Source organism: Sphingomonas sp. (genome assembly GCF_042095875.1).
In the GTDB taxonomy this organism is placed as follows: domain Bacteria; phylum Pseudomonadota; class Alphaproteobacteria; order Sphingomonadales; family Sphingomonadaceae; genus Sphingomonas.
Genome location: NZ_JBELMJ010000038.1, coordinates 20,139 through 32,410, shown reverse-complemented (window position 1 = coordinate 32,410; position 12,272 = coordinate 20,139). Strand labels below are relative to the sequence as shown.

Genomic DNA, 12,272 nt, shown 5'->3' with positions numbered 1-12,272 from the left:
TGAGCCTCAGGGACATCTTCAATCGCAACAAGGCCAAGCAGCTCGATGCCGAGCCCGAGGAGGGCGACGACACCGGCATGATGGCCGGCAACGATGCCGTGCGGAAGAAGCAGACCATGTGGCTGGCCGTCATCGCCGGCTTCATCGTGCTGCTCGGCGGTTGGTACATTCTCAAGCCGTCGGGTAAGGCCGCCATCGCGCCGACCGACGGCAAGGACGTGACGATCGCGACCGACGACATGGTCAATCGCAACATGTCGCAGCGCGAATGGCAGGCCTCGTCCGAGGCGCAGATGCAGTCGATCAACAACCAGCTGAAGTCGGTCGACGGCCAGGCCGCGCAGATGCGGGCGCTCCAAGAGCAGGTCGCGGCACTGCAGGGCCAGAACCAGTCAATGGCCTCGGACGGCCAGCGCGTCATGAGCGCCTATCAGCAGGAGAACGATCAGCTGCGCAAGCAGCTCTCGGACCGCTCGAGCACGCCCGCGCCTGCACCCCTGCCGACCCAGATGTACGGCGCGGCGCAGCCGAATTACCGCGGGCCGGGCGGGGCAGGGGGACCGATGACGGCGGGTGAAGCGGCCGCGGCTGCCGTCGCCTCGCGCCAGATCAAGCTCGTCTCGTTCGAGGGCGGTCCCGCCGGCACCGCCACGCGGATCTCGGGAGGCACGACAAGCTACACGGATAGCCCCAACTACCTGCCGCCCAACTCGATCGCGAAGGCCAAGGTCATCGTGGGTGTCGACGCCTCGGCCGGTGTCCAGTCGCAGTCGGACCCGCTTCCCGTGGTGCTCCGCATCACCGGGCCCGCGCGGTCGGTCTACCGGGACGGCAAGCTGCTCACGACGCGGATCGAAGGCTGTCTCATCAACGGCGCGGCGCGCGGCGACCTCTCGTCCGAGAAGGTCTACGTCAAGCTGCAGCGGATGACGTGCCCGCAGTCGAACGGCCGCTACGCGGTGTCCGACGTGAAGGGCTTCATCAGCTTCGCCGGCAAGACGGGTGTCCGCGGTCGCGTCGTAAGCCGCGAGGGTGGCCTCGTCGGGCAGGCGTTCCTCGCCGGCGTCGCAGGTGGCATCGGCCGCGGCTTCGCGGCGAACGCCAACTCCTCGCTCCTTGGCTCGAACATCACCGTCAACGGCAAGCGCCAGATGCTCGGCGTCGGCGAACTGGCGACCGGTGGCATCGGCAATGGTGTCGCAGAGGCCGGCGACATGGTCAGCAAGTACCTGATCGAGCGTGCCGAGCAATATCAGCCGATCATCGAGATGCCCACCGGCATCGATGTCGAGATCGTCTTCCTCGAGGGCGTCTTCATCCAGAATTGATCGGCCTCGACCAGGTCGGAAAGGCGGGAAGAGTTATGATGCAGGGTTTGGGATCGGTAACGCTGGCAGCGATGGCGGCGCTTCTCACCGGGAGCGCAGCGGCCCCGGACGGCGAGATCGTCAAGGCCGCGCTGACGAAGCGACTGCCCAAGACGCAGGTGACCTCGGTCGACTGCTCCAAGGTGGACGGCCTGTGCGAGGTCGTGGCCGGCTCGAACCTCTTCTACGTCGACAAGTCCGCGCGCTTCCTCGTCATCGGACGCGTCTACGACATGCAGACGCGCCAGGACCTCACCGCCGCGAGGTTGCTGGCGCTCAACCCAGACATGCTGGTGGGCGGTGCAGCGAAGGCGAACAGCGCGGCCGATGCTCCCGACGCCGCGCCGCCATCGGTGGGCGCAGGCACGCGGGTGACCCAGGCGGCGTCCCCGCAACGCCTCGACCTTTCACGGCTGTCGAAGAAGGGTGCGATCGTTTGGGGTTCGGGGTCGCAGACAGTGACCGTCTTCTCGGACTTCCACTGCGGGTATTGCCGCGCGCTCAGCCAGTCGCTCGAGACGATGAACGTCACGGTGATCGAGCGACCGATCTCGGTCCTCGGCAGCCGCGAGGTCGCCGACCTCGTGCTGTGCGCGCGCGACAAGCATGCAGCGGTGCGCGCCGCGTATGCGCAGGACGAGATCCGCACCGGCCCAAAGTGCGACACCAGCGGGCTCGATGAGAACGAGGCGTTCGCCAAGGCCCACGGGCTCAACGGCACGCCGGTCATCGTCCGCTCTGACGGCGCCGTGATGGAAGGCTTCAAACCGAAGCCGCAGCTCGAAGCATGGTTGAAGGGAGCCAGGTCGTGAAGAGCGATGTCATCTATCTGCCGGCAGGTCCCGTGCCGACGCTGCGTCCCCGCCGCACTCGGCTGATGACGATCGTCGCGCTCGCTGTCGCCGGCTTGGCAATGACCAGCTGCACCACGTTCGGCACCAACATCTCGGGCAAGTTCGGTTGCGGCGCGCCGGCAGGCGGCAGCTGCGCCCCGGCGACCGTGATCGACGATAAGGCGCTGGCCGAGATCACCGGCGACACCAGCTTCCGGCCTGCGGTGCAATACCAGCGGGCACCCGTCCGCTCCGCGCCGGAGAGCGTGGCGATCGCCGCGACCGGCACGGTGGGGGTTCGGCCGCAGAAGGTCCTTCGTATCGTCTTCCCGGCGCATACCGACGGCGCCGGCCGGTATCACGAGACAAGCGTCGTGCAGGCGATGGTCGACAGTAGCCAGTGGGTCGCCGCCACCAACGGCCATGGCCCGGGCCTCGCCGCCTCAACCACGCTCAACGTCAGCCCCGAGATCCTATCGCAGCTCGGTGCGCCGATCGACGCCGTGACGGCCAACGAGCGGGCGACTGCAGAGCGCTTGGCCGCGGATACGACGCCGGTAGCCGTGCCTCCTGCGAGCGCGGCCGCGCCGACCGTCGGCGCCGTCGCTGCCGCGCGAGCCAAGGCCAAGGGCGATCGCCCGCTCGCCGCCACAAGGCCGGCCGCGCCGGCGCCGACGCCTGTGTCGACTCCCGTCGCGGCGGCATCGCCTGCCGGACAGCGGATCGCCTCGTCGTCGCCGGCCAACCGGCCCGCACGCTTCAGCCCGAACGTGGAGGACTGATCACATGGCAGCCAAGAGGGGTTTCATCGCTCGCATGCTGGGCGATACGCGCGGGACGGACGAGGGCACGCCGGCCTTCGACGCGCCGATGCTCTCGAACTGGCTGCCGTACCGCAGCTACGATCAGCGACACGACATCTTCTACCAGACCAACTCGATCGGTTTCGCACTCGAGCTCGCGCCGCTCATGGGCGCGGACGAGCGAACAGGCGAGATCCTGGCGCAGCTCCTTTCGGAAAGTATCCCCGCCAATGCGCGCGTGCAGATCCTCGCGTTTCAGAGCCCGCGCGTCGGCAAGCTGATCGCGCAATATGCGCTCCCGCGCTTCAAGGCCGGCGGTGTCCACCGCAAGATCGCCGAGCATCGCTCAGCCTTCCTCCGCCAGGGTGCGTGGGTGTCAATGTCGAAGGACGGGCCCTTCCACGTCCGCAATCACCGCATCTTCCTGTCCGTGTCTATCGCCAGCGGCAAGTCGAGCCCCGAGGAGCTTGTCGGCGTGCGCGACGGCATCGTCTCGACGCTTCAGTCGATCGACATGCCGTCGGCCCGCATGAAGCCGGTCGACCTCATCTCGCTGATCGACGACATCACCGCTCCCGCGTTCAACGTGGCGGAGGAGGTGCTCGAATATTCCGAGCTCGACCCCATCGCCGATCAGTGCATGCGTCGCGACGTACAGACGGTGGTGCAGGCGGATCGCCTGCTCGTCTCGGTCGAGCCGCTGCGAGCGGTCACCAATCTTTCGGGCGAGACGGCCTATGAGGAGATCCGCCCGGACACGTTCGACTACCGCTTCTTCTCCGTCCGGAACCTGCCCAATCGCTGGGCGCCCTGGGACGTGCAGAAGCTGATCGGTGACATGTTCTCCGACAAGCTTCGCCCGGGCTGTCCTACGCTGACCTCGCTGTGTCTGTGCTACCAGGACGAGCAGGCTGCCTCATCCAAGGCCGGCTACAAGTTCATGCGCACCTCGAGCCTCGCGGACTCCAAGTCGGCACGGCTCCTCCCGCAGCTCAAGGATCAGAGCCGCGAATGGGAGCACGTGACGCAAGAGCTCAGGCTCGGCAAGAAGCTCGTCCAGGCCTATTATTCGGTCGGCATCATCAGCCCGAAAGGGCAGGGCGATGCCAACGAGCGCACCGTCAAATCGATGTACAAGGCGGCGGGTTGGGACCTGCTGGACGAGCGGTTCCTCCAGATCATGGCGTTCATGTCGTGCCTGCCGATGACGCTCGGCAACGGCATCGACAGCGACCTGAAGCGCATGAAGCGGCTGCGCACGATGCTCACCAGCACGACGGCGAACATGCTTCCCATCCAGGGTGAGTATCTCGGCGGGCACCTCCCGCACCTGATGTTCGTCGGCCGGCGTGGCCAGCCCTTCTTCTGGTCGCCCTTCGAGAACAAGGCGGGCAACCATAACGTCGCGGTGTTCGGCAAGTCGGGGTCGGGCAAGTCGGTGGCCCTGCAGGAGCTGTGCGCCGCCTTTGCCGGCGTCGGCGCCAAGATCATCGTGATCGACGACGGCCGCTCGTTCGAGCACATGGCCAAGAGCCTCGGTGGCAACTTCGTCGAGTTCCGCCTGCGCGACGGGTTCAGCCTCAATCCGTTCTCGATGATCGATGAGACCCTTGTGGCGCAGGACGAGGATTATCTCGTCGACGCCCTGGCGATGCTCAAGTCGATCATCGGGCAGATGGGCCGCCATATCGACAAGCTCAACGACACCGAACGCGGCCTTATCGACCGAGCCGTCAATCGGGTGTGGGAGGCGAAGGGGCGCAGCGGCAGCGTCGACGACGTGGTGCAGGAGCTGCGTACGGATGGCAGCCCGCAGGGGACCGATCTCGCGATCGCCATGTTCCCGTTCTCCTCCGAGGGCACCTACGGCCAGTTCTTCGTCGGTGAGGCGTCGGTCGACATGTCGAACGCGTTGACCGTCTTTGAGCTGTCCGACCTCGCCAGTCGCGAGGAGCTCCGCTCCGTCGTGCTCACCGCAATCATGTTCATGTCGAGCCAGACGATGCGTCGCATGGATCGCCAGATCCCCAAGGCGCTGCTGATCGACGAGGCGTGGCAGATGCTGCGCGGCGGATCGATGGCCGACTTCGTCGAGACGTATAGCCGCACGTGCCGCAAATACGGCGCCTCGCTCATCACCGCGACGCAGAGCCTCAACGACTATTACAAGTCGGAGGGCAGCCTTGCGGCGCTGGAGAACAGCGACTGGTCGGTCATTCTCATGCAGAAGCCAGACACGATCTCAGACTTCCAGAAGCACGGGCGGTTCGACATGGATCCCTATACCGAGAGCCTGCTTCGGTCGCTGAAGCGCAATGGTGCCGAATATTCCGACATCATGATCAAGGGCCCGGATAGCCAGGCGGTCGGCCGGCTCGTCCTCGATAAGTATTCGGCCACGCTCTATTCCTCGAGCCCGCAGACGTTCGCCGCGATCGAGCACCTGATCGAGCAGGGCTTTTCGATGGACGAGGCTATCGAGCGCGTCGCGTTTCCGGAGCAGTATCTGGAGGCCGCAGAATGAGCGCGACCGAAGGCTACGGCTTCGACAGCGACTGGCAGGTCGCGACGCGGCGGCGAGTGCCCCGCCGCTGGCAGCGCGACCTCCGCGGGGCGATTGCTGACACGAGCTATGTCGCGCTGCGCTTCTCAGGATGGCTGGCGATGACGACGCTCGCGGCGATGGGCGTGACCGTCCTGCTCTTCCTGATGCTGGGCAACTTCACCCCCATCGGCTTCTTCTCGCAGATCGCCAACCTGGGATCGCGCTTCGTCTCGGCCGATGCCGTTCGGCGGGCGACGTTCGTCGGCGAGCTGCGGATCGTCGCCATCCTCATCTTCGGGGTCATCGCTCTGCTGCGCTGGCAGCTGCTCATCGCGATCCTCGTTCCCTCGAAAGGCCCCCGTCATGGTTGACGTCCTCGACACGCCCGCGCCGGCCGCGGCCGCTCACCCGACCGGGTCACCTACCGATCGGTTCGACCTCTCCGGCGGCGAGCTGCCGATTTCGCGCCGGGCGCCTGGTGCACCACCGCCGGCCGTCAAGAAAGCCGAGGGCCTGCCGCCGATCACCTGGGCAATGGCCGCGATCGCGATCGTCATGCTGCTGTGGGGCGCTTGGGTCACCAAGCACATCGCCAGCCCGGCTGCGGCGGTGCCGATGGCAAGCGTCCGGCTCGAGACGATCGTCAGCGAGTACGTCCATGCTCAGAGCCACAGCAACGGTCAGCCCGAAGCCGTGGCGGCTCAGACTCGCGCCTTCATGGGCGCGCTCGATCAGGAGCTGCAGAAGATCGGCGCGTCGGGCACGACCGTTCTCGTCGGCGAGGCCATTCTTTCCAAGAACGTACCAGACATCACCGATCAGATCCGCCGTGCGGTCTATGCGAAGGTCCCGCTTCCCGCGGCCGCCCCAGCATCGCCGGCAGGTCCCGCGGTTGGCGCGGTTGCCCCATCAGCCTCCGGGGCAGCCGCGCCGATCGCGCCGGCCGCATCACCGTTCGCACCGCCGGCGCAGGGCTCAGTACTCGACGCCGCGATCGCCCCCTCGGTCACCGGGTCGACCAGTGGCCAGTAAGGCCGCTCTGCTCGAACAGACCGCATCGGGGCAAACCGCTGCTCCGGTAGCGGTCGACCGGCGCGCTCTTTTCACCAAGCGCGTGAGGCAGTGGAGCGCGGTGGCGCTGATGGCTGTCGCCTGGGCCTCCTACAACACGATCGCGGACTGGCAGAAGAACAACGCCTTCCTCATCAACGCCAGCGATAGCCTCCCGAACTGGGCCTTCTTCGTCCACCTCCACCATACACCCGCGAAAGACGACTATGTCTTCTTCGCACCGCCTGCGAACCCGCTCGTGCAGCGCCATTTCGGCCCGACCTCCGGGCCCTTCGGCAAGCGCGTGATTGGCATGCCCGGTGCGCTCGTCGAGCACCGCGGATCGGACGTTTATGTCGACGGCGTTCGCGTCGCGCACATGAAGCCGCTGACCCGCACCGGCGAGCCGCTTACGCCCGGACCAGTCGGCCGAGTGCCGCGTGGCTGCTACTATGTCGGCACGCGGCATCCCGACGGGTTCGACAGCCGCTACGCCGAGATCGGCTTCGCCTGCGCGAGCCAGATCATCGGCACCGGGACACCCATCCTATGACCGCGCGCCGTCTGCTCGCCGCGGGCACGTTCGCTGCGGCGCTCGTCGCCAGTTCGTCCTGGCCGCTCCTGCAAGGCGCCCTCGCGCGCGACCATGGCGTCATGGGGCAGACCTGGGGCATTGCTGAGCCCGATCTCCTGACGACGATCGATGGTCGCCTCAAGGCGCTGCAGGCGAACGGGGGTATCGAGCGCATGCAGGCGACCATGCGTGCAAATGCCGAGAACCGCGTGCGAAACCCGCTACCGGTGAGCGGCATCACGCCAGTCCGCGAGGCGAAGAGCTGGACCTTCGATCCCTCGATCGTCCTCGATCGGGATCTGCGCGATGTGAAGGGTAACCTGGTCGCTGCGGCCGGCACCCGAGTGAATCCGCTCGCGTTCGTGTCGCTCAAGACAGACCTCGTGTTCATCGACGGACGTGATGACGCTCAGGTCGATTGGGCGCTGAAGCGCTGGAGCGCGACCGCCGCCAAGATCATCTTCGTCGCCGGCTCGCCGTTCGAGCGCATGGGCGAGAAGAAGCGTCGCTTCTTCTTCGACCAGCAGGGCCGGCTCAGCGGCCATTTCGGCATCACCCATGTCCCCGCGATCGTCGCGCCGGAAGGTCAGGCGATGCGGGTCAGCGAAGTCGAACTGCCGGGAGGCGCGTCATGATGTGGCTCGACATGCTCCGCACACCGATGGCAGCTCCCGAGACGCCACGCCTCAAGGCGATGCGGCTGACGATCCTCGTATGCGCTGCGCTGCTGGTGCTGACCATCGTGTCGCTGGCTCCGTTGCGCAGCGTGATCGGCAACGGGGCAGGGGGGATCGCGGCGCTGCTGATCGGCGTGCTCGCCATCCTGGTGCCGATCTACGCGACGACCAAGAACCGAGCGGATAACGCCTATCTCGACCAACTCGTCGCGGTTCGCGAAGGGGGCGACGTCGCATGATCCGCCGGCTGCTTGCACTCCTCGGCATCGTTGCAGCTTTCGCGCTGCTGCCGGCGCCGGCGAGCGCAGGCCCGTCGAACTGCACCGGCAAGTTCGTCAATCCCATCACGGACGTCTGCTGGTCGTGCCTGTTCCCGCTGTCGGTGGGCGGGCTGCATATCTGGCCGGGTTCGCGTCCCGACACCAAGAACCCTGACTTGCCGGTCTGCGCCTGCGGCAGCCCGGTGCCGCGGATCGGCATCGCGATCGGTTTCTGGGAGCCCGCTCGTCTCGTCGATGTGACGACCAAGCCGTGGTGCTTTCCGAATCTTGGTGGTCTGCGGCTCAACCCGGGGCTCGATATCGGGCAGGGCCAATATACCGGGCCGCTGATCAAGGGTGGGGCGACCCAAGCTTCGGCCAACTGGCAGGCGCACTATTACGTCTATCCGCTGCTCTACTGGCTCGAGATCCTTACCGATTTCGCCTGCTTCGAGCAGACGACCTTCGACGTTGCCTACATCACCGAGATCGATCCGCTCTGGAACGATGACACCCTGACCACGGTCATCAATCCGGAAGTGGCGCTGTTCAACAATCCGATCGCGGTGGCCGCCTGCGCGGCCGACTGCGCCGCGGCGACTGCCAAGCTGCCGATCGACCAGATGTTCTGGTGCGATGGGTGCAACGGCTCGATGTTCCCGATGAACGGCAATGTGGCTGCCCACAACTCGCCCGTTCAATCCTCACGGCTCGCCGCGGAGCGGCTGTTGTTCAAGATGCACCGCCAGGGTCTGGCCTGGGGCACGGCAGGGTCAAAGGCCCTTTGCAACAAGTACATCATGCCGATCCTGAAGAAGTCGCAATATCGGATTCAGATGACCAACCCGACACCGACTGTCAGTGGGAAATATGCCTGCTCGCCGATCGGCGCTTCAACGCTTCCGCCGGATGCCGGCCGTGCCTTCCCTGTAGGGGGAGAGGACTTTGGGTATCTGCTTTGGCGCAAGCGCAACTGCTGCATGCTGTGAGGATAGTCCCCATGCACAAGCTCCTTCTCTCAGCTGCGGCTCTCGCGACGTTGGGCACCGGTGCGGCGGTGCTGGGGCAGACCGTGGAAGGTTTGAACCTCGACGCGATCCGCGCGCGCTCGGAGACGATGGCGGCCGACACGCAGGCGCTTTCGACCGAAGTGCAGCGGCGCGGTGATGCGTTCCGGAAGGACGCGGAGACGGTCCACGCGGTCGCGATGGAGCAGGTGCGGACGATCGATCGCGCGAACCTGCCCAAGGGGCCGGCGGGTGCCGTCGACTTCGACGAGATGATCCAGACCGCCTCGGCGAACATGAAGGACAATCGCGGGAGCGCCCCGCAGTTCATGGTGTTCGTCTCGACCTCGATGCCGGAGCAGGCGCTCAAGCAGATCATCGCCGACACGTCGGCTGCGGGAGGCGTTGTGGTCTTTCGCGGCTTTCCAGGCAATTCCGGCAAGGCCTTCATCGCCGCGCTCTCCAAGGTCGTCACCAAGGATCAGCAGTTCGCCTCGATCGGCATCGATCCGCGGCTCTTCCGGGCCTTCAATGTCGATGCGGTGCCGGCGATGGTCGTCACCTCCACGGATTTCACGCCCTGCGATGGGCTCACCTGTCGCAGCGAACCGCCACCCTTTGACCGGATCGTCGGAAACGTGACGGTCCGCTATGCGCTCGAGACCTTCGCGGACGCGAACGGGCCGGGCGCGCTGATCGCCAAGACCGCGCTCGCCAACCTCGGCCGGGCACCCTGACCATGGCTGGGGGCCGCGCCATCCTCGCCGGTTTCGCCGCTTTGCTCGCGGTGCCGGTCGCGCTGGAGGCTCAGACGAGCGGCCAGGCGCAGACCCAATCGGGCGGCGGCTATTATGACATGGGCGATTACACCTACTTCAACCAGCCCACCGCCCCGACGCCGACGCCCACGCCGACACCGAAGCCTAGTGTCACCTCGGCACCGGCGCTGTCGGTAACCCAGGCGCCGACCCAGTCGACCGCTCAGGCCGCTGTCCGTGCGCAGGCGGTTCAGCAGCCCAGCGCGCAGATCCAGGGTCAGCCCTATGTCTTCCCCAAAGGCGACCTCGACAAAGCCCGCGCAGATGCGAAGGCGCTCGCGAAGCCGGCGCGCGCTAGTGCCGCCAGTCTCCCCACGTCGACGCCTCTGACCAGTGTCCCGGGCTACTCGCCGGCTGCGAACCCCGCTGAGGCGTATGCGGACGATCCCGACGGGCTGACCGCAGCCGGCAACGCCGCGGTAGGCAGCAACGAGGCCTGGAAGATGGTCACCGATCCGGATCGGGTGAAGGTGACGCTCGCACCAAACGAGATCACCCGTGCGCAGGACGTCGAGAAGGATCCGAACAGCTACCTCGACGGACAATCGATGGGCGCAACCGACGGCAGCTGCAAGCCGCTCCCGCCGAGCGGCAGCACCGGCTATTACGAGGCGAGCTGCAACTCGGGCACGAAGGTCGAGGAAGGCGAAGCGATCTGCCGCACGCCCCTCGTCGTCGACGTGATCCCGGGCTCGACCAAATACATCTATACCTGCGAGAACTGGGTGGGTCGCCGCCCGATGTCCAATGACAACACCGCTCGGCGTTGCACGCCGGCTTTCACGCAGCCAGTCGCCCAAGGCATTTGCCGCGAGCGATCACGCGCCACGGTTCTCTACAACGTCTGTCGTCAAGGCACGATCACCAAGTGCTACGAGCCCGACGTCGAAGAGGGCGAGGAGATCACGTACGAGTGCGACTCCCCGGCCGTGCAGCGCTACTACGCAACCGAGACGACCGGTCAGGTCGTGAATGAGCGCCGCAACGAGGCCATGTGCAACGCGGCGACGAGCGGCAAGACGTGCGAGCTCAAGGGCGAGACCTGTGTCGATACGGATCCGACCACCCGGACGATCAATGGGGTTCAGGTCACCCGCGCGTGCTGGAACTGGGAGCGCACCTACACCTGCACGAGCATGATCCAGACCTCGGATTGTGCCAGCCTCGCCGGCAATCCGAAGTGCAGCTACGTCCGCGACGAGTGCCTCGACGATCCGCAGGACGGGCCGTGCAAGGTTTCGACCAAGGTCTACAAATGCCCGCTCCCCGATAAGCAGGACGACGCCAAGCAGTATATCTGCGGCGACGACGTCTATTGCATCAACGGCGACTGCGAGCCGGTCGAGCGTGAGGCGTCGACGGAGTTCGAGGACGCGGTCGTCGGGCTTCACGCGCTGGGTCAGGCCAATGCGGAGTTCAACGAGAACACGCTGACGCTGTTCTCGGGCACCCGAGAGACCTGCAACAAGAAGATTTTTGGTGCCTCGAATTGCTGTTCGGGCAAGGGCGTGCCGCTGCTCACCCCCTGGCTATGCAGCTCGGCCGAGAAGCAGTTGGACGAGAAGGACGACAAGGGTCTCTGCCACAAGCTTGGGTCTTACTGCTCGGATAAGGTTCTCGGCATCTGCGTGACGTCGAAGGATGCTTACTGCTGCTTTGCATCCAAGCTGACGCGCATCCTCCAAGAGCAGGGCCGACCGCAGCTCGGCAAGCCTTGGGGGAGCGCCAAGAAGGGCACGTGCGAAGGGTTCACGATCGACGAGTTCTCGCGCCTCAACCTCTCGGTGATGGACTTCTCCGAGGTCGTTGCCGAGTTCACCGACGCCGCGAAGCTTCCGGATGAGCTCGCGACGTCGACCATGATCCAGCAGCGGATCAAGGATTACTACGAAACGAGGAAGCCGTAATGAGCGATGTCGCGCCCTTCGACCGTCATCGCCGCTTCACCGACATGTCGGTCATGGAGTTCGCGTTGCTGATCGCGCTCATGCGTGCCGGGCCGCACCCGCTGGCCTTCCTGCTTCCGACCCTAGACGCCTGGTTCGACTGCAAGCTTGGCGTCTCGGATCTCGAGCCCACTGCGGGCCGGCTCGTGCGCGCGAACTACGTGCTGCGGCGTGGCGACACGCTCTACCCGCGCCGGCACACCGCCAGGATCGTGATGGGTCTCTACGGCTCGCTGTTCAGGATCCTCGCCGACGACGTGACCAAGCTCGTCTCGGCCCAGGAGCCGAACATGCTCTCGACGATGAAAGCCTACCTCGATCGCAAGGCGAGTGAGGAGGGAAACCAGCACAAGGACGGGGACCGATAATGCGCACCACACTCACGCTCGCTC

The 12,272-nt window shown here is 65.9% G+C and carries 13 protein-coding genes; all 13 read left to right on the top strand.

Annotation, left to right across the window (positions count from 1 at the left end; genetic code table 11):
* Positions 1-1,328: TraB/VirB10 family protein (locus ACFDS6_RS12875; protein ID WP_375272567.1), on the top strand; the 1,328-nt coding region annotated here is incomplete at its 5' end.
* A 71-nt stretch (positions 1,329-1,399) separates the two neighbouring features.
* Positions 1,400-2,179, top strand: coding sequence for a DsbC family protein (locus ACFDS6_RS12870; protein ID WP_375272566.1), 780 nt, complete (start codon positions 1,400-1,402; stop codon positions 2,177-2,179).
* The gene (locus ACFDS6_RS12865) at positions 2,176-2,982 is read left to right on the top strand and encodes a conjugal transfer protein (RefSeq protein WP_375272565.1); all 807 of its coding nucleotides are present in this window, start codon (positions 2,176-2,178) and stop codon (positions 2,980-2,982) included. The genes ACFDS6_RS12870 and ACFDS6_RS12865 overlap by 4 nt, the downstream gene beginning before the upstream one ends.
* Positions 2,983-2,986: 4 nt before the next feature.
* Positions 2,987-5,527: a type IV secretion system protein TraC gene (gene traC / locus ACFDS6_RS12860; RefSeq protein WP_084280095.1), complete on the top strand. Its 2,541-nt coding sequence runs from the start codon at positions 2,987-2,989 to the stop codon at positions 5,525-5,527.
* Positions 5,524-5,919, top strand: coding sequence for a hypothetical protein (locus ACFDS6_RS12855; RefSeq protein ID WP_375272564.1), 396 nt, complete (start codon positions 5,524-5,526; stop codon positions 5,917-5,919). The genes traC and ACFDS6_RS12855 overlap by 4 nt, the downstream gene beginning before the upstream one ends.
* Positions 5,912-6,580 carry a TrbI F-type domain-containing protein gene (locus ACFDS6_RS12850; RefSeq protein ID WP_375272563.1) on the top strand — a complete coding sequence of 223 codons (669 nt, stop codon included), beginning with the start codon at positions 5,912-5,914 and terminating at the stop codon, positions 6,578-6,580. The genes ACFDS6_RS12855 and ACFDS6_RS12850 overlap by 8 nt, the downstream gene beginning before the upstream one ends.
* Complete coding sequence (locus tag ACFDS6_RS12845) at positions 6,570-7,151, top strand: S26 family signal peptidase (RefSeq protein ID WP_375272562.1); 582 nt, start codon at positions 6,570-6,572, stop codon at positions 7,149-7,151. Before ACFDS6_RS12850 ends, ACFDS6_RS12845 begins: the two co-directional genes overlap by 11 nt.
* A complete protein-coding gene (gene traW, locus ACFDS6_RS12840; protein WP_375272561.1) occupies positions 7,148-7,807 on the top strand; it encodes a type-F conjugative transfer system protein TraW in 660 nt (219 codons plus the stop codon). Before ACFDS6_RS12845 ends, traW begins: the two co-directional genes overlap by 4 nt.
* A complete protein-coding gene (locus tag ACFDS6_RS12835; protein WP_375272560.1) occupies positions 7,804-8,088 on the top strand; it encodes a hypothetical protein in 285 nt (94 codons plus the stop codon). Before traW ends, ACFDS6_RS12835 begins: the two co-directional genes overlap by 4 nt.
* Entirely contained in the window at positions 8,085-9,098 is a 1,014-nt protein-coding gene (gene traU / locus ACFDS6_RS12830) for a conjugal transfer pilus assembly protein TraU (RefSeq protein WP_084280091.1), read from the top strand. Before ACFDS6_RS12835 ends, traU begins: the two co-directional genes overlap by 4 nt.
* 11 nt (positions 9,099-9,109) lie before the next feature.
* Positions 9,110-9,853, top strand: a complete 744-nt coding sequence (gene trbC, locus ACFDS6_RS12825; RefSeq protein WP_375272559.1) for a type-F conjugative transfer system pilin assembly protein TrbC — start codon at positions 9,110-9,112, stop codon at positions 9,851-9,853.
* A gap of 2 nt (positions 9,854-9,855) precedes the next feature.
* Entirely contained in the window at positions 9,856-11,841 is a 1,986-nt protein-coding gene (locus ACFDS6_RS12820; RefSeq protein WP_375272558.1) for a conjugal transfer protein TraN, read from the top strand.
* Positions 11,841-12,248 (top strand): hypothetical protein, encoded by a 408-nt coding sequence (locus ACFDS6_RS12815; protein ID WP_056433140.1) that lies wholly within the window; start codon positions 11,841-11,843, stop codon positions 12,246-12,248. Before ACFDS6_RS12820 ends, ACFDS6_RS12815 begins: the two co-directional genes overlap by 1 nt.
* Positions 12,249-12,272: the final 24 nt, after the last annotated feature.

Coding starts and splice junctions, on each gene's coding strand:
- ACFDS6_RS12870 (WP_375272566.1), top strand. CDS start 1,400: ATGGCGGCGCTTCTCACCGGGAGCGCAGCGGCCCCGGACGGCGAGATC.
- traC (WP_084280095.1), top strand. CDS start 2,987: ATGGCAGCCAAGAGGGGTTTCATCGCTCGCATGCTGGGCGATACGCGC.
- ACFDS6_RS12855 (WP_375272564.1), top strand. CDS start 5,524: ATGAGCGCGACCGAAGGCTACGGCTTCGACAGCGACTGGCAGGTCGCG.
- ACFDS6_RS12850 (WP_375272563.1), top strand. CDS start 5,912: ATGGTTGACGTCCTCGACACGCCCGCGCCGGCCGCGGCCGCTCACCCG.
- traW (WP_375272561.1), top strand. CDS start 7,148: ATGACCGCGCGCCGTCTGCTCGCCGCGGGCACGTTCGCTGCGGCGCTC.
- ACFDS6_RS12835 (WP_375272560.1), top strand. CDS start 7,804: ATGATGTGGCTCGACATGCTCCGCACACCGATGGCAGCTCCCGAGACG.
- traU (WP_084280091.1), top strand. CDS start 8,085: ATGATCCGCCGGCTGCTTGCACTCCTCGGCATCGTTGCAGCTTTCGCG.
- trbC (WP_375272559.1), top strand. CDS start 9,110: ATGCACAAGCTCCTTCTCTCAGCTGCGGCTCTCGCGACGTTGGGCACC.
- ACFDS6_RS12820 (WP_375272558.1), top strand. CDS start 9,856: ATGGCTGGGGGCCGCGCCATCCTCGCCGGTTTCGCCGCTTTGCTCGCG.
- ACFDS6_RS12815 (WP_056433140.1), top strand. CDS start 11,841: ATGAGCGATGTCGCGCCCTTCGACCGTCATCGCCGCTTCACCGACATG.